Below are 17,367 nucleotides of genomic sequence, written 5' to 3'. Positions count from 1 at the left end.
AGTCGATAGGTTTATCAACCCTGCAAAAATCGGGGGTGTCTTGCGATGTTCATACTGATCGTAAGAATCTTATGTGTTGTGCTGGCCCTGTCCCCAGGTTTAGTACGAGCCGCTGAGATTCAGTTCTTAACGCACGATATCGAGGGAAAACATGTTCTGGACGAATATGGTCAGATACGTGGACTACCCCACGGTGGTAAACGCGCCTTCAACATTGAACTGGTAAGGGCAATGATGGCGATCGTCGGCCATCCGAATACAATTCGAGAGGTGCCGATAACACGGGCTTTTAAACTTCTTGACCAAAAGCCCAACCACGCATTGTTCAATGTCAGTCGCCAACCCCACCGGGAACATAAATACCATTGGGTTGGTCCGCTTCAGCAAGATCAGATATTTTTTTACCGCCATCGCTCATCTCCAATTCGGATTGATAGTCTTGAACAGGCCCGCAGAGCAGGGGCGATCTGTGTCGTATCCGGAAACGTTCACCGTTCGCTGCTACAGCGAAATGGATTTATCCATTTTGTAGAAAATCATAGTTATGCAGGCTGCTTTAAAATGCTGAAAGCCGGCAGGGTGAAATTGGTGACGGTTTCGGATCTGGGTTTACAAGAAAGCTTAGATGAAGCCGGTTTAAGTAAAGAACAGATCATTAACACACAGGTATTACTCGGTCGCTCAGAGGGGCATCTAGCGTTTTCTAAAGCAACCCTTCCTGAAGAAGTATCACGCTGGCGACTGGCATTTGACCGCTTGATCAGAAGTGGCGAATACGATCGGCTTGTGGAATCTTTTTTGCTGCCTGAACGTGCCTTGAGCGCAGAATAAACTGTGCCTAATTCCTTCTGTCGATGATGCACGTATACCAATTTGGCACGAATCAGACGTAGGGCTAAACGTCATTTCTCTGCCTTTAACGATAGATTGCTGCTTAATCTAAAGAAACCAAACTGCTTTATATAATGACGATATATTTTTGTTTTGTTTGTATAAGCAGGACAGGATGGCTCGGCGAGAACATTGTGAGATCGATTTGGATGAGGCGACGAGCAGCATTGTGGAATTGGATCTTTATCCCTGTTAGTCAATGCGGTTTAGACAGCTTGGTCTGGCTAACCAATTAGGGTTGCTGGGCAGTTGATCGCGGCAGAAATGCATGGCGCTGCCATACTCGATAATTGTTCCGAAACGCTGTGAGATCCAACCAAACCTTATTGAAGAAGGGATCTTTTGATTCCTCTTCAACCACTTCACTCCAGGTTGATTCAAACAACGCCAGCATCTCTGGGCTCCAGTATAGGTTGGTCACCCCGCGTTCCTGAGTATTCTTCTGCATAGCTTGATATTGGATTGCCTCTCCTTGAGCCAGGGTGTTGGTGATTGCAGCTTTGCACAGCATGTCGAGCGTCGCTTGCTGGCTGGTATGTAACGAATTCCAGCGTTGTTTGTTAATCAATAGCTCGATCACGCTTGCCTGTTGATGCCAGCCGGGAAAGTAGTTGTATTTGGCGATCTTGTGGAAGCCCAGCATCTGATCAATGGAAGGTTGAGAAAACTCTGTGGCATCGATGGCCCCTCGTTCCAATGCGACAAAGAGCTCTGATCCGGGGATCAATGAGACCGAGGCCCCGAGTTTGCTGAACACCTTACCGCCGAGCCCAAAGAATCGCAGGTTTAGACCTTTAATATCTTCGGGCCCGTTGATTGGCTGTTTGAACCAACCACCACTCTCTGGTGCCAGCAGCGCACAGGGGATCACCTTTACCGAATACCCCGCCTGGTCGTACATCTGCTGATACAACTTGAGGCCGTTCCCGTAGTAAAGCCAAGCCAAAAACTCGCCGCTCTCGGGGCCAAATGGCACGGAGGAGAAAATGTTAGCGGCGGGGATCTTGCCGGCCCAATAGCCGGCGATTGAAAACCCCGCGTTGACCTTACCCGTCGATACCGCGTCGAGTATTTCAAAGGGTGCCACCAATTGGCCCGGCTCGTAAGTATTGATTTTGAGCGATCCGTTGCTGATCAATGCCGCCTGATCTGCCATCCAGATAATCGAGCTTTTCACCGCCGGTAGGGCCGATGGGAAAGCCAGCGGCACCTTCAGCAAGGCCGGTTTGATCTGCTCGGCTGCACGTACTGGGGAAATGCCAAGTAGCCAGATCGCAGCCAGTATTAGCGTTAGGGTCAGACGAAGGGGCAGCCTCTTGCTCATCGACAATACCTTGATAATTCAGCAAGAAAAATGGAGTTGCCTTGTTAGATTAGGGTTGGAACTGCAACTTCGCCAGTGATGAGCAGGCCAGGCTGGACATAAAAGTGATGGTGAAAGATCTGCTAACCCAGCAGCTAGGTATTTCAGACGAGTGTGGAGAGCTCTGGCTTGAGCGGACAACCGTTCTAGGCCAAAGCGATGCTAGTCGAAACCTTCAGGTTACGGCTTGAGTTCAGCAGAGGAGGAGGGTTAGCTGAGCTTTTCTTCCAGGATGCGCAGCTGTTCTTGCAGCCGTTCAAGCTTGTGATCTGCCTCCTGCGCTAACGCCCGCGTGTTGGCAACCACTATATTAAGCTCTTCAGCAATTACGTGCTTTGATGCGGCGCGCTCTTGCATATCTTCATAGGTGACGTGTTTCATGGCTCACCTCTCATGTGAAACAACAACCTTAGTATATACCTAGTACTCAGCTCGGGCATTTTTGCTCTCATATTGACGTTAAGAGTCGGTCTTCTTGCCAGTTAGTCGTTGCGGGTCGAGTAGACGTTTAAGCTCCGCTTCATCCATCCCGGTCACCTCCAGAGCTACTTCCAGCAGTGGTCGCTTCTCGGCGTAGGCCTGTTTGGCGATGGCTGCTCCCTGCTCGTAACCTATCACTCGATTGAGAGCGGTCACCAGAATTGGATTGCTTGCCAGCGCCTGGTCGATCTGTTCGCTGTTGACCACAAATCCCTTGATCGCCTTATTAGCCAACAGCACCGCACTGTTAGTCAGCAGCTCCAGGCTCTGTATCAGGTTATGCGCCACTAACGGCAGCATCACATTGAGCTGAAAGTTACCTGACTGACCTGCCATGGTGATGCAGCTGTCGTTGCCGATCACCTGGGTACAGGCCATTGCAACGGCTTCGGGAATCACCGGGTTGACCTTTCCCGGCATGATGCTGCTACCTGGCTGTAACGCTGGCAGCCTCAGATCAGCCAGCCCCGCCAAAGGTCCGCTGTTGGCCCAACGCAGGTCATTGCAGATCTTGATTAAAGCCACCGCCAACGTCTTCAGTTGGCCGCTCAGCTCGACCGCCGTATCCTGACAGCTAAGGGCCTCGAAATGATTGCCCGCCGGTTGCAGCGCCAAGCCGGTTTGTTGTGACAACTCGGTACAGACTCGCTGGGCAAATCCATCCGGTGCGTTGACGCCGGTCCCCACCGCCGTGCCGCCTATGGCCAGCCGGTGTAGTCGCGGTTGTACCGACTCCAAGCGATGTTGGCTTTGTCTGATCTGGGTTAACCAGCCGCTTAGCTCCTGGTCGAAGGTGACAGGCATCGCATCCATCAGATGGGTACGGCCGGTTTTGGTTACTCCATCCAGTTCAATCGCCCGGTTTTCGATTACCCGGGCCAGGTGATCCAGCGCCGGAAGCAGCCGATCGTGCAACAGCAGCGCAGCACTAAGATGGATACAGGTTGGGATCACGTCATTTGAGCTCTGGCTCATGTTGACCTGATCATTGGGGTGCACCGGATGATGAACCAGCTCTGTTGCCAATGCAGCAATTACTTCGTTGGCGTTCATATTGCTGCTGGTGCCCGAACCGGTCTGGAATACATCGACCGGGAAGTGGTTGTCGTACGTTCCCCGACTGACATTCACTGCCGCCTCGGCAATCGCCTCCGCCAACTTTGGCTCTAGTAAGCCCAGCTCCGCGTTTGCCAAAGCACAGGCGGCCTTGACCAGCCCCAACGCCCGAATAAACGCCCGCGACATACAGATACCACTGAGCGGAAAATTATCGACCGCCCGTTGCGTTTGGGCACCATAGAGTGCGTGGGTCGGCACCTGCACCTCACCCATGCTGTCGGTTTCGGTTCTAAAGCGGCTATCGACCATAGCTGATCTCAGGTTCGCACCAAGCTTGTTTCGCCGGTTTTATTCACTGCAGCAGAGCCCGTTCTAGTTAAACGGCTTACCTACAGTTTAGTTGTTGGGGGAGGGATGAAGGTTTACCGCAGTTCTCTGTTGAACCGGCCAGGCATTTAAGGCTGCGCCCGCAAAAGAGCCCGTAAACTATTGTTTCAATGTCATATAAGGTCTTTCTTGCCAGATTTAGCAGTGATGCGGCCTAGAGAGAAACTATACCTCTTGGCTCTTAGCGCTCGATGCCCGCTCCATGTTATCCGAATCCACATAAAGCTCATCGGTAGTTCTGATGCTCCCGTGGCCCAAGTCGGCCTGTACGTGAGCAAGCTCACGGCCAGCTGCAACTTCCATCGACGCGCCGGTATGTCTCAACCAGTGTGTTGTAGCTGCTCTGAGTTCTGAGGCCTCGACCTCAAAGCCATCATTTAATAGCGACTCACAGCTTTCGGTGAAGGCGTATTCGACGATATTGCGTAGCTGGCGGCTACCAATACCCCGGTTGCGGAGCCTGGATTCGATTACCGGTTCTGATGAGTCTTTAGAGGGAAGGGGGGGTAAACCCCTGTTCTCCCGGTAGCGTTTTAGAAACTGCAGGTATTCGTTGGAGATGGATACATCTCTTTCTTTAGAACCTTTACCGTAGGTGCGGTACCACCAGTTGCCTTCATGGTCGCGGTGATAATGGGACATGACTGGTAGCCAGTTTGGGCGCTCGGCTAGTTCCGATATGCGCAGCTTTAGAGACTTTAAGGTAGCTATTACGAACAGGGTTCTCTCGTGCTGAGGATCTGCATCAGCCATGGCGATAGCGGTGTTTAGCAGATATTCCCACTGCAGCTCAGACAGGCGCTTTGCCGTGTTGATCCCGGTTTCCTGCCGCAGATAGGGGCAGTTTTTCTTTACGATAGGGATATGGTTGCCCGGTGCATAATCTTCAGCCATCAGGTAGTTAAAGAAGACACTGAGGTTGGAAAACAAGCCCTGCCAGGATTTAGTGTTCAAGCGGCCTTTGCCGGCTCCGGTGACACGGAAAGGGCGCCAGCGTTGATTGGGTTCGCGCAAACCGTTAACCGCAAGGAAGCGTCTTTCTGTGTTATCGGCCTGCCAACTAGGGTCGGGCTTGGCGACAAAGTCGGTATACTCCTCAAGGTCACGTCTGCGTAGCTCGACGATGGACTTTCTTTTAATCAGCCAAGACCACAGTAGCAGGCGTTCGGCATCGCCTCGGAACTTGTCGTAGGTATCCTGGCTTTTCTTGCTATAGCTGGTGAGGAAGTCCTTGGTGTAGCGATAGTCATCAAGCGCGCCTTGAATATCCAGACCCAGAACAAAGGTTTCAACAGCGGGGCATTGATCGGCAAATACTGCGTTTCGGGGAATCTGGTTGAAGAACTTAGCCGAATCGAAAAGCGGCATACCAGGGAAGGATTTATGCGTCACAGTAGAGAGCCTTAGCCAGCAGTAGATGATATTGGCCGAGTATAAGATCCGAGCCTCTTGGTTACCAGTAGTGTCTACTACTGGTAATTCAATAGGCCCAATAAAGTCTAGAAAGCACTAGATATAATGCAGTCTTCTTACTGATAAATAAGGCATAGCCAGGTGAAATACTTTCTTGCCCTATACCTTCAGCAAGGATTGAGCTGCTGCTAGATATTATGTGGACGCTCTCTATGTGTCCGAGTATATCGAGGTTGTGAAATTGTAAGATACGCCATCCGGCAGACATTGCTCACTAAAACAGCGCTCTATATTTAAGCTTTGTTGCCACAATACAGGGACCAGCAATGGCTAAGAAACACTAGAGCGCTAACACGCCTAACAGAAACAGGGATGGCTACACCGAAATCTCGGAGGGTTTGCCCTGAAAAAGTTCTCAGATTTCACGTACGGCGCCACTGCAAATTTACGCACGACGCCAAGAAGGCGATCGATGTATATCAGTCATCTGAATCCCTCCATGTATCCATGCGTTTTGCTGCATCAAGAAAACACTAGTGAATCCCGAGACATTTTATAAACGTCGGGTTGCTGACTAGGGGTGCCTGTCTTGGTTGCGCCGACAAGAGCAAAGGCGCGACAACTCGGTGCGAGTACTGTAAGGCGAGTGTGGCAATTGCGTGCTCTAAGTAACGCCTTTGTAAGCCACGGCAATTTCAACAGCACTGCAGGCCGCACCGACAAGCGAGGCGCCCCGATCTGAGGCGAAGTCTACCTATATAAAGCTTCGCATAATATAGATTATGTTAAATGGTAAATTATTAGAGATGTGCCGCTTGCGCTAAGGACTCGCTTTTTTGTGTTGGATCACCCGATTGAAGCCTGCTCCTTCCCTTTGTGGAGAGGCTCCGTTTTCACCTGTTGATCCGTAATTTGCTCGGGTGTAGATGGTTTTGGCTCACTACTGTTGTGAGCTATGGATGCCCGCTATCAGCTGTTGGCTCACAGCTATCGGTAGCCACTCTTCAAAATCAAAGTCAGATTGCAGCGTCAATTCCAATGCTTCCGACAGCGTGCGGCCTTCACGTAACGCGCCGAACCAGCGTTGCTCTGTCGCGCCGAGCTGTCGCACTTCAGGACGATGCTGTGCCCGGTAGATCAATCCACACTGTCCCTGCCCGCGCTGCATTTTCTCCTTGGCTGCATCAAACCATTCCTGCGGATCAGGGGTCTCTTCCTGATGAGCCACCCAGATGTCTACGATGGGATAATCCGATTCCAGCAACTTTACCGACTCACTGAGTTGCAACCTCAGCTGCTCGATCGGCTTACTACCGAGCAGTTGCAAGGAATCAAAATCGACATTAGAACGCGGTTCGCGGCTGGCCATATGAACGGTAAAATCCAACCGAGCGCAATCGCCCACATAGGGATAGGACTCCAATTCCGGCAGCTGATCCAGCAGATCGGCAAACCCTCTGCCCCACAGCCCCCAATCCCCTTCGATCGGTGGTGAAACTACTAGTAATCGATCGGAGGCCTGCTGGAAAAGCTCATCGCCGATTAACTGCACCACTGTCGGAAAGCTGATCTTCAATGCGCGCCTGGCCGTCGCCCTCAAATTGCGCTGATACACCGCCAGCCCTTTGGGGTCGAACTGGTCGGAGCCTTCATCACCAAAAATCGCTGCAATCAAACGCTGTTGATCAGTCATCATGAAGTAATACCTCGTTCGCCAATGCGCGGGCTTTTTGTGCCTCTGCGATCAGTACTTGCCAGTCGGGCAGCTGGTTATCCCATTCGATTAAGGTTGGGACAGAGCCAAACTGTTTCAGTGCGTAGGCGTACAGCAACCAGACCTCTTCAGACACCGGCTGGGCATGGTCGTCGATGACAATTTCTCCGCTGGGGGCTGCGCTATAACCGGCCAAGTGAATTTCACCGACCTTGTCCGCAGGGATCTCATCCAACCAGGACTTTGCATAGCTATCGACATCTTCAACAGCCAGATTACGGGCATTTACAACGATGTTGTTTAGATCCACCAACAACCCGCAATCGGTTTTGTGGGTGATCGCTGCAAGAAACTCGGTTTCGCTCATGCTGGAGTTCTTCGGCGTGATATAGGCCGAGACATTTTCCACCAATAAGCGCCGCCCCAGTCGTTGCTGGCAACGATCGATATTTCGGGAAATGATCTCTAGGTTGTTGTCGTTGTAAGCCAGTGGCAACAGATCGCCAGCATGAATCGGACTATCACGCCATTGGCTCCAGGCAAAGGCGGCGTGATCAGACAGCAGTACAGGAGAGATCTGCTCAACCAGCTGCCCTAGCGAATCCAGATAGGGTTCGGGAATCTCGTGTTCAGACCCCAGGCCCATGGCCGTCGAATGAAGGCTAACCGGGTACTGCTGCGACACCTCAAGCAACAGTGATCGTGCCGCACTGCCCTGGCCAAAAAAGTTCTCCGAATGAACCTCAACAAAATCGATGGGTGCTGGGGCGGCTAAGATGTCCTGATAGTGCGGGTGCCTAAGGCCCACACCAATGGCGACGCCCTGCCTGTCAAACAATTGCTGCTGCATTTTCTCTCCTTACGGCGACTCACGTTTGGCTTCAATCATTGGAACTAAGTGAATGAAATGTTGCCGTTACTCTTAATCTGGTGGCCAAGTAGGCTTCCCCGTATTTGACCGTCGCCCATCAAACACCGGCGCCGTTGTGCGAAACGTCTTGTTTTGATTGGGCTCGCATTGGACTACGGCCAATGTTGATGCATCCCTGCATCAATCTATTAACCCGCCGGATTAATAGTTGAACCTCAAACCGAGTGGCTGTCCCAGCTGCTATGTTGTTCTCAATGTAAAATGCACAGAGGTCTGGCGGGGATCCGATCATCCAGACCTTGAATCAGATCGTCCAAATAGGCGTGATTTTCATGGATAGACTCTCGGACATACTCAACCGCTTTTCGATTAATGCCCAGGTGTTCTTCAGCGGCAAACTATGCGGTATACAGGCATTCGGTGGCAACCAGGACGATGGCGGCAGCCTGCACCTGCTCAAGTCCGGTACGCTGGCCTTTATCAATGACGAAGGCCACAAAATGGTACTAGAACGCCCATCGGTGATTTTTATTCCGAAAATGTTCCAGCATCGGATCATCGCCAACGAGTCGGATAAGGCCGAACTGGTGTGCGCCAACATCCATTACGGCGACGGCTTGAGCAACCCGCTTGTCGATGCACTTCCCAAGTTTCTCTACTTCGATCTGGATGACACGGGTCTGATGGGCCAGGCGGCGCAATGGCTGTTTGATGAGGCGTTTGAAAACCGATGCGGCCGCGACCCGATGATCGATCGCTTATCCGATATCTTTCTGATTCAGCTGCTTCGGCACGTCCTGGACGAAGGGACGGTAACCCATGGGCTCATGGCTGGCCTAGCTCATCCACAGCTCTCAAAAGCGCTGACAGCGATGCATCAAGATCCCCAATCCCACTGGACGCTGGATGCCATGGCCGCTGAAGCCTCCATGTCCCGCTCCAAATTCGCCGAGCTGTTTCGCGAAGTCATCGGACAGCCCCCTGGCGATTACATCACTGAGTGGCGAGTGGCCCTGGCGCAGGGTTTGCTGAAGAAGAACAAGCCTGTCGGTCTGGTAGCCCACGAAGTTGGCTACGAGAATGGCTCTGCCCTAGCCCGTGTCTTCAGAAAGAAAACCGGCCTGTCGCCGAAAGAGTGGCTCGATAAGGTCAGAGGGATTAGCTAGCACGTCAAAGCAGTGTGAGGCTGAGTGTAACTTGGATCGCAACAAAAAGAGCCAGCTGATGCTGGCTCGTCTCCTATTTCCAATGCCTCCCAGTAATGCCAACATTGCTATGAATAGGCACTCTGCCCTGCTTTCTCGTTGACCTTGAGGTTGCTTTTCAACCAAGCATCGGCAGACAAAGCACCCGCTCCCCAGACAACAACTTGTGCCAGCAGCAAGCCCCAAATCACATGCAGACCCATTGCCGCCGGGGCAATCTCTTCCAAGCTGAGCACCGCAACAACATTGACGATACTCAGACCCAAGGCTCCAAAGCGCGCTCCCAGGCCTACTACGATCAGAAACGGGAGTAGAATTTCACCGGCGGTCCCCAATACGGCAGCCCACTCGAAAGGCAGTAGCGGAACACTGTACTCCTCTTCGAACAAAAACAACGTAGTGTCCCAATCCTGCAGCTTGGTCAGTCCGGCAGCAAAGAACACCTTGGCGACGTACAGCCGAGCCGCCAACAACGCTATCGGTTGCAAATAATTCAGTTGCTGGGTGGATTGCCAGTAGAAACTGGCAAGCTGGCCGATCATGCTTCTCATCGTCAGATACCTCTTTTATTGATTGCCAGTTACACCAATCCGGGGCCCGCCCTCAACGGTTGATCAATGAGGCGGCCCCTTCAAGAATCGGCATATCAAGCCAGATGAACTTTGGCTGTTTAGCCCTTGTTTTGTTTGTATTTATCTTTGGCTTCAGCTTTCAATAAGCCACCGAGATCATGACAGGTGCCCTTGGCTACCAGCTTCCACTCGCCCGGATCGTTGTCGACGGTCGATTGCCCTGCGCAGGAATGGGTTCCCGCGAGATTGCCACAGTCGTTTTGACCGGCTTCGGCGATGCCGTAACACTTTTCTTTCCCAGCGGCCTGAGCGGGCGCCACTACGCCTGCGGCCATCACGGCAGCCAGGGCTGCACTCGCTACCAGTTGCTTATTCATGTTCTTGATTCCTCTTTTCATTAATCCAGTTGGCCAGCATCGTTGCTGGCATGGCGCCAACCTGGCCATCGACCACCCGTCCCTGCTTCAGCAGCAACAAGGTAGGAACTCCGCGCAGCCCGTATCGGCCTGCTAGCTCCGGTACCTCATCGACATCCGCTTTGACGGTGGTCAACGACTGTTCAAAATCGGCGGCCAAGCGCTCGACTATTGGCCCCATGGTTTGGCACGGGCCGCACCAGGTGGCGCTGAAGTAGACCAACGCCCAATCTTTTTCTTTGGCAATTGACTCAAAGTCATCATCAGGTGTGAGTCGTTTCATCACGCCACCTCGCTATCGCTTACCGTTTTGTTTCAGGAGTTATTCGGCGTTGAGTTCCGCCGCCGCGGTGGTACGAATCTCCGGCCAGTTCGCTTCAGCGGTATCGATGTAACCCGGTACATCGGTCAGCCACTTCTTCTGCACCGCGTGATTCAGATTGAGATACAACTTGTTATCGGCGATGTGCCAAGCGGTCGGGTCGGTATCCAGTTTTTTCTCAAGGGCAACACCCATGGCGCAGTAACCACCGTACTGAGGTGCATACTTCTCCGGGTTTTCACGGAACAGGTCGCGATTAGCCGCACTGCTGAACTGGTAGATCGCGTTTTTGTAGGTGGCAGTGAATTTGGCATCACCCTGGGTCGGTTTACCCTCGGTGAAGTAAGCCACGGTGTCGTAGCCCTGGATGGCCAGATCATTCGCATCCGCGTTCATGTCGATATCAGCCGCGAACGTCAGGCTGGCGCCGGTCAGTGCCGCTACGGCAGTCAGTGCTTTAAAGGTCTGTTTCAGTTTCATGGTCAAATCTCTATTCGTTATTGATGGTTTCCAGGGCGGGCTGCGAACATGTCGTGCCGCCTGGTGATCAATTTAGGGATTCAACCGGGATGATTGGGATCAGATCGTCCAGAAGTTGGAGCAGATCATCCAAAACAGATAGAAATGTGTTGTTGAAGGTGGCTGGCGCCCGTGCCGGCGCATGCGGATAGCACGAAGAAGCGCTAAGTATTTGCTCCGGCGTTGCTAGCAATTAGCTCCAGGGCCCAGCGCTCGGCTTCGGGGTAGTGGGCGGTGTCCAGCACCGCCTCCTGCCAGCGACCCGAGGTATCCAGCAATACTGTCTCGCCGTCCGGCTGCCAACGTTTGGCGGCACCCAGGTAGGTGATCGGCGGTCTGACCGCCATCGAATCATCGCCGAAATCGCTGTCATAGGGGCAGAACCAGCCAGGTAGTCGCCAACGACTGACCCGCGGCTTGGCCGCCCCTGATCCTGTCTCTGTGAGTACCAGCCCAGAGTCATATTTCGGAAAGACGCCAGCACCGGCAAACTCAACGTCTGCGCCGCTCAGTGACAAGTGGTTTGCAGCCAGATAAAGCGTGTTGTTGGTGACATCCGGCGACACGATATGGGGATGGTAGGCGGCCCATGGAAGCTGAGTCGCGGTATCCTCGGTGACCGGCACCACCTGCCCCACCTGCATCCAGCCCCAAAGCACGTGCTGCTTGGGCTGGCTGCGGTCAAAAGCCCAACCATCCGCCGTTTTTTTAATAGCCTGATAGAGTCCGAAGAAGAGAAACAGGTCGCCCTCTGTTACCCCTTGCTTGCGTAGATGCCCCTGGGCTTGCTTCATCTGCCCGAACACGGGTCGCCAACCCGGTTGACGATCGAGCACTTCATCCGAGAGATCTGGATCCAGGTGCGCCTGGCTGCCCGAAGAGGCCTTGCTACCGCCTAGTTGATCAACCAGATCGCCGAAGTTGATACCGTACTGATTGAGATCCCGATAGCGGATGCCAGAACAGCTGTCGGGAATCGGCAGCGAAATCATCCGGCCGTCCGGTAGAATCGGGCTCGGGCAGCCGCCGGAGCTGAGGTCAAAACCTTTTCGGCTGATAATGATCTTCATGGTCGTTACCGCTTCCTTTGAAACAAACAGCACGAGTAACCAAGCCGAACGAGGTTTCGTGCAGCCGGCTTTTCGGCGGGGCTAATGGTGCGAAACTCTGGCCTTGGATTCAAGGAGCCGTGCTTAAGGTGCAGGGACCTAAGCACAGGATTCAATGGGTCGGCTTTAGATCACAGCGTAGGTTTGCTCGAACAAAGCGTTCGATGTCGATACTCCCTTGAATCCCGCGGTGAAACTCCTTGGTGGTGCCCAGAAGCCGATCACAGCCGTTGCTGGAATAGCCCGATGACTGACGACAAAGCGCAACCTCCTGCCCCGCCTCATCGAAAGAAACCCAGCCAGTCCGACGATATCGCCCCTTCTCGTCCCGTAGCGAAAGCTCTCGAGTCTCGCCTCGCACCAGATCAAAAGCCACAGGCGCCGCTGTTTTCCATTTGCTGGAATAGTTGACCTGTACTGGTTCCAGCACACATTGCACCAGATCGCCATAACGGGCATGACGCCTTAGCATCAGCTGCTGTTCTTTGATTCTGGCCTCGGCTTCCCGCGCCGCTTGCTTTTCCTCAGCACGAGCCTGGATCCGAACCTTGTCGAGCTCAGCCTGGTCTTGGTAGGCCTGCAGCTGCTGTTCACGGCTAAGCTGAGACCACTCTTCATCGGGGATTCGCAACGGATTCGAGGCGATACAACCGCTGCTAAGCAACAAAAAAACCAGGATCAATATCGCCACAATAAAGGCCGGCAGCCTTTGTAAAATCGGCGGAATCAACGGCGACATAAACTGACCTCTCTAGATGACAAGATCAGCCTAAGACAGTGTTTCTTAACGGTAACTGAAACGCCGGTTTCAATTACCAAAGCACTAACAGGTACGTCACCACACCGACTAAACCAGTGATGGTAGAGACAAAAAAGCCCGGCGTGTTAGACACACCGGGCTTTGTCATCAGGTTGGCTTTTTGTTACCGGTCAGGCAGAGCCTGCTTCCAGCGTACCGACACCTTGCTGCTTCTTCTGCGCTTCGCCCCAGCGCACCAGGTATTCACCAATCGCCAGGGTGATCAATACACCACCCCCGACCTGGGCAATAAACATCAGATCCAACGGTTCACCCGGCACCCAGACAAACAGCAGAATCGCCATCGCCAGAATCGTCAGGCACAGCAGCGAGATTGCAAAGGCGCCTAGGGTACCACCGGGCACCCGGAACGGACGCGGATGGTCAGCATCGGTCAGACGCAGCTTCAGGAATGCCATGTGCATGGCCAAGTAAGGCAGCAGGAAGATGATCGCGCTGAACGAGAACAGGGTCCAGAACAGCTCTTCGGCACTGTTGGCCATCAGACCGTAGAGGACCAGGATTGAGGAGCTGATAACACCGGTCAGCACGGCCGATCCAATCGGCGCCTTGTGCTCAGGGTGGACCCAACCGAACAATGCTGGCATCTCTTTAGCATCGGCGGCCTCAACAGCTGCGCGGTTACCGCCCAGGGTCCAGGTCACCATGGTGGAGAACAGGGTGTAGAGCGCCATCGCACCGATCAGCAGCGCAAAGGTATCGCCCATTGCACTACCCCCAAACAGCTCTTTGAGAGTGACGGCCAGGATATCGACCATGTCGACATTCTCGGCAGGAACGGCCGCCAGCACACCGACGGTGCCGAAGATGTAGAACGCTGCAGCCACCAGGCCCGCACCCAGCATGGCCCGGGGGATATTGCGCTTCGGATTGATGATCTCGTCGCTCTCGGCGCTGATCAGTTCGATGCCCAGGCAACCGTAAACGACCACCGGGAGGTACAGCAGACCGGCAGATAGGTCGTCCATCGCCGCCCCAAAGCCCAGGTCGTTGGCAAAGCCGTTTTCCAGCCCGTAAAGAATACCGGCACCACCCAAGGTCAGAATCACGGCAAACTTGGTCAGCGTACCGACGTTAGGTATCCATTTGCTGTATTCAAGATTGATGCAGTTGGCCCAGGTTGTCAGCCAGCAAAGGGCGATACCAAGGCCGATCTGGGCCCAGAGGCTCATCTCGGGAGCAAATAGTGCCGCGAAGATGCCGGCGAACATGATGTAGACCGCCGGCATCCACAGGGCAATATTGATCCAATACTGCCAAGTGATCCGGGCTGCCCAGCGGGTGTTGAAGGCATCGCGAACCCAGGCGTAGATACCGCCCTGTTCCGGGTAGGCGGTACCCAGCTCGGCCGTTACCAGGGTGTTGGGGATCAAAAACAGCACGATAATGACCAGCCACCAGAAGATGGCAGCGGGACCGACGGCGGCAGCCATCGCGATCTGGTCGACCAGGAGTACGGCGGAGACGGTGTACAGGGTCACGTCAAACGCCGTCAGGGTTTTCTTATGACTACTTGGGGAGCTCATAGGGAGTTACCTTAATTATTGTTGTACTTCAGGTGTTATAGGGATTCAAGCCGCGCGGTCAGACTCCTTTTCGGTTGCGATCGGCCAGCAGATAGAGAAATTCCAATGCCAGCGTGGCGGCCGCCAGCGAGGTGATCTCGGCGTGGTCGTAGGATGGAGCTACCTCAACCAGATCCATTCCGACCAGATCCATGCCCTTGAGTCCGCGGATTACTTTCAGTGCGCAATCGGTGGTAATACCCGCGGTTACCGGTGTACCGGTACCCGGCGCGCAACTGGGGTCGAGGCCGTCGATATCAAAGCTCAGGTAAGCCTTGCGATCTCCCACTCGATCAAGGATTCGCTCCAGTACGGCCGCGGCGCCCTGTTCGTTGACCCAGGCGGCATCGAGCACTTCAAGCGGGTGGGTTTCGGTGTCAAAGGAGGTGCGAATGCCGATCTGGATCGAATGTTCGATGTCGATCAGGCCCTCTTTCATGGCGTGGTAGAACACCGTGCCATGGTCGTATTTGGAACCGCCGGAATAGGTATCGGTGTGGGCATCGAAGTGGATCAGTGCCAGCGGGCCGTACTTCTTGGCATGGGCACGCAGCAACGGCAGGCTGATAAAGTGATCGCCACCAAAGCTGAGCATCTGTTTACCCGCTTCCAGCACCCGGCAGGCATGGGCTTCCGCATTGGTGACAAAGCTCTCGGGCTCACCGTACTGGAAATGGATATCACCACAGTCGATCACTTTCAGATGATCTTCCAGAGCAAAATCCCAAGGCCAGCGTACTGCTTCCCAAACCAGATTGGACGAAGCAGCACGAATCCCTTTTGGCCCCAGTCTGGATCCTGAACGACCACTGCAGGCCAGATCAAACGGAACGCCGGATACAACAACCTGGGCATCGCTACCCTCGATATCTCGACTGGCCTCAAAACCCATAAAGGTATCGGTGTGGGTGGCATAGATGGGAACGTACTCTTCGTTCGCCTTGGCGTAAGGATCGGTGGAACCGCTCATCTGGTCATCCTTTTTACTGTTGTTGTCATTGGAGATAGCCGCAGGCCGGAAACCGGCTGAGGGCTTTATTGGAGTCTGCCGTGGAGCGGGGCCAGCGGCCTATACCCTGTGCAGGGGGGAGGTTCCCTAAACAGGGTATATCCGATACAGGCCGGCGCGCCTAACCTGTGGAGTACCGTTCTTCGTCGCGGCTTCCGTTCGGCTAAGCCTGAGCAGAAGCCGCCTACGATCCAATAAGAGAACCCGACCCTCAGTGGTTAAGGAACCGAAACATGAATGCAATCAACAAGCCCACGGTTAAACAGTACGACTACGACAAAATCCGCCAGCAGGACAAAGCGCATTTCCTGCACCCCTGGCAGGTTTTCGATGTATTCCGCGAGGAAGGTGCTCTGCCGATCGTTGAAGGCTCGGGCAATCACATCGTCGATGCCGACGGTAAGCGTTACTTTGATGCAGTGGGTGGGCTCTGGTGCAACAACATCGGTCTGGGTCGGGTCGAGATGGCCGAGGCGATTGCGCAGCAGGCGCTGCAGCTATCCTACGCCAACCCTTTTGTCGACATGACCAATGCGCCTGCGGCTGAGCTGGCGGCTAAATTAGCGGAGCTGGCGCCGGGTTCGATCAATCATGTGTTCTTCAGCTGCGGCGGCTCTACTTCCGTGGATACCGCATTCCGGTTGATCCACTACTATCAGAACTGCCGTGGCAAGCACGACAAGAAGCACATCATCTCGCGGATCAATGCCTACCACGGCAGCACCTACGCGGCGATGTCGATCGGCGGTAAGCCGGGTGATCATCCACCCGAATTCGACTTTATCAAGGATACGATCCACCACCTGAGCTACCCCAACTTCTATCGTGCGCCGGCAGGCATGGATGAGCAGCAGTTCGTCGATCACCTGGTACAGGAGTTTGAAGACAAGATCGCAGAGCTGGGCGGAGCGGATAAAGTCGCCGCCTTCTTTGCCGAGCCGGTGATGGGTGCTGGCGGAGTCATCGTGGCGCCCGAAGGCTACCTGAAGCGGATGCACCAGATCTGTAAGGACAACGATATCCTCTATGTTTCCGACGAGGTGGTCACCGCGTTCGGTCGCCTGGGCCACTGGTTCGCATCCAAAGAACGCTTCGATATCCAGCCCGATATCATTATCAGCGCTAAAGGCTTGACCTCCGGGTACCAGCCCCTGGGTGCCACGCTGTTCTCCGATGAGATCTTTGCCGTGCTCGATGCCGAAGGCTCCGATCGTTGTTTTGCCCACGGCTTCACCTACTCCGGCCACCCGGTGGCTTGTGCCGCAGCGCTGAAAAACATCGAAATCATGGAGCGCGAACAGCTACTGGGGAATGTGAAGGAGATTGGTCCCTACTTCGAGCAGCAGCTCAAAACCCTCGAAGACCTGCCCATCGTCGGTCAGGTGCGGGGCATCAATTTCATGCAGTGCGTCGAGTACGTCGCCGATAAAGAGACCAAAGCGCTGTTTCCGGAAGCGCTGGATATCGGCAAGCGGGTGTCCAACCATGCCGACGCGCGCGGCCTAATCACCCGTGCCATCGTGCACCTTAATGTGATGTCACCGGCGCTGACCATGACCCGCAAAGATGTGGACTTCATCGTATCCACCCTGCGAGAGAGCATCGAAGCGACCATGGCGGATCTGCGCGCCGAAGGGCTGCTGGACGGATAA

General features: G+C 54.0%; 17 protein-coding genes. 3 read left to right on the top strand and 14 right to left on the bottom strand.

Translation table 11 applies throughout. The annotated features are described in order from the left end of the window. The first annotated feature begins 45 nt into the window (after positions 1-45). Complete coding sequence (locus DV711_RS03330) at positions 46-831, top strand: substrate-binding periplasmic protein (protein ID WP_114694220.1); 786 nt, start codon at positions 46-48, stop codon at positions 829-831. 292 nt (positions 832-1,123) lie between these two features. Here the strand turns inward: DV711_RS03330 and DV711_RS03325 are convergent, their stop codons facing one another. The 6 genes from DV711_RS03325 to bufB form a co-directional block, all read right to left on the bottom strand. Then, positions 1,124-2,215 (bottom strand): TRAP transporter substrate-binding protein, encoded by a 1,092-nt coding sequence (locus tag DV711_RS03325; protein WP_114694219.1) that lies wholly within the window; start codon positions 2,213-2,215, stop codon positions 1,124-1,126. A gap of 249 nt (positions 2,216-2,464) precedes the next feature. Further along, the gene (locus DV711_RS19445; protein ID WP_165839984.1) at positions 2,465-2,635 is read right to left on the bottom strand and encodes a hypothetical protein; all 171 of its coding nucleotides are present in this window, start codon (positions 2,633-2,635) and stop codon (positions 2,465-2,467) included. Positions 2,636-2,713: 78 nt separating this feature from the next. Beyond that, positions 2,714-4,102, bottom strand: a complete 1,389-nt coding sequence (locus tag DV711_RS03320; RefSeq protein ID WP_114694218.1) for a class II fumarate hydratase — start codon at positions 4,100-4,102, stop codon at positions 2,714-2,716. Between the two features lie 243 nt (positions 4,103-4,345). After that, positions 4,346-5,572, bottom strand: a complete 1,227-nt coding sequence (locus tag DV711_RS03315) for a tyrosine-type recombinase/integrase (protein WP_133297392.1) — start codon at positions 5,570-5,572, stop codon at positions 4,346-4,348. Between the two features lie 961 nt (positions 5,573-6,533). Beyond that, positions 6,534-7,289, bottom strand: a complete 756-nt coding sequence (locus DV711_RS03310; RefSeq protein WP_114694216.1) for an HvfC/BufC N-terminal domain-containing protein — start codon at positions 7,287-7,289, stop codon at positions 6,534-6,536. Continuing rightward, positions 7,279-8,157 (bottom strand): MNIO family bufferin maturase, encoded by an 879-nt coding sequence (gene bufB, locus DV711_RS03305; protein ID WP_114694215.1) that lies wholly within the window; start codon positions 8,155-8,157, stop codon positions 7,279-7,281. Before bufB ends, DV711_RS03310 begins: the two co-directional genes overlap by 11 nt. A gap of 353 nt (positions 8,158-8,510) precedes the next feature. Between bufB and DV711_RS03300 the strand changes: the two genes are divergently transcribed. Further along, on the top strand, positions 8,511-9,344 hold the full coding sequence (locus DV711_RS03300; RefSeq protein ID WP_114694214.1) for a helix-turn-helix transcriptional regulator: 834 nt from the start codon (positions 8,511-8,513) through the stop codon (positions 9,342-9,344). Positions 9,345-9,451: 107 nt separating this feature from the next. Here DV711_RS03300 and DV711_RS03295 read toward each other — a convergent pair whose 3' ends face one another. The 8 genes from DV711_RS03295 to speB all read right to left on the bottom strand — a co-directional run bounded on the left by DV711_RS03295 (position 9,452) and on the right by speB (position 15,676). After that, positions 9,452-9,934, bottom strand: a complete 483-nt coding sequence (locus DV711_RS03295; protein ID WP_114694213.1) for a DoxX family protein — start codon at positions 9,932-9,934, stop codon at positions 9,452-9,454. 119 nt (positions 9,935-10,053) lie between these two features. Then, positions 10,054-10,332, bottom strand: coding sequence for a BufA1 family periplasmic bufferin-type metallophore (locus DV711_RS03290; protein WP_114694212.1), 279 nt, complete (start codon positions 10,330-10,332; stop codon positions 10,054-10,056). Beyond that, on the bottom strand, positions 10,325-10,654 hold the full coding sequence (locus DV711_RS03285) for a thioredoxin family protein (RefSeq protein WP_114694211.1): 330 nt from the start codon (positions 10,652-10,654) through the stop codon (positions 10,325-10,327). The genes DV711_RS03290 and DV711_RS03285 overlap by 8 nt, the downstream gene beginning before the upstream one ends. Positions 10,655-10,693: 39 nt before the next feature. Continuing rightward, positions 10,694-11,173, bottom strand: a complete 480-nt coding sequence (locus DV711_RS03280) for a YHS domain-containing (seleno)protein (RefSeq protein ID WP_114694210.1) — start codon at positions 11,171-11,173, stop codon at positions 10,694-10,696. A 203-nt stretch (positions 11,174-11,376) separates the two neighbouring features. Next, on the bottom strand, positions 11,377-12,282 hold the full coding sequence (locus DV711_RS03275) for an Nmad3 family putative nucleotide modification protein (protein WP_114694209.1): 906 nt from the start codon (positions 12,280-12,282) through the stop codon (positions 11,377-11,379). Between the two features lie 151 nt (positions 12,283-12,433). Beyond that, positions 12,434-13,060, bottom strand: coding sequence for a hypothetical protein (locus DV711_RS03270; protein ID WP_114694208.1), 627 nt, complete (start codon positions 13,058-13,060; stop codon positions 12,434-12,436). A 191-nt stretch (positions 13,061-13,251) separates the two neighbouring features. Next, positions 13,252-14,667 (bottom strand): APC family permease, encoded by a 1,416-nt coding sequence (locus DV711_RS03265; RefSeq protein WP_114694207.1) that lies wholly within the window; start codon positions 14,665-14,667, stop codon positions 13,252-13,254. A 58-nt stretch (positions 14,668-14,725) separates the two neighbouring features. Then, a complete protein-coding gene (speB, locus tag DV711_RS03260) occupies positions 14,726-15,676 on the bottom strand; it encodes an agmatinase (protein ID WP_114694206.1) in 951 nt (316 codons plus the stop codon). A 272-nt stretch (positions 15,677-15,948) separates the two neighbouring features. Between speB and DV711_RS03255 the strand changes: the two genes are divergently transcribed. Then, positions 15,949-17,367, top strand: coding sequence for an aminotransferase (locus tag DV711_RS03255; protein ID WP_114694205.1), 1,419 nt, complete (start codon positions 15,949-15,951; stop codon positions 17,365-17,367).

The sequence above is a fragment of the Motiliproteus coralliicola genome (assembly GCF_003345655.1).
GTDB lineage: Bacteria > Pseudomonadota > Gammaproteobacteria > Pseudomonadales > Balneatricaceae > Motiliproteus > Motiliproteus coralliicola.
This window is presented reverse-complemented; position numbering and strand designations above follow the sequence as displayed.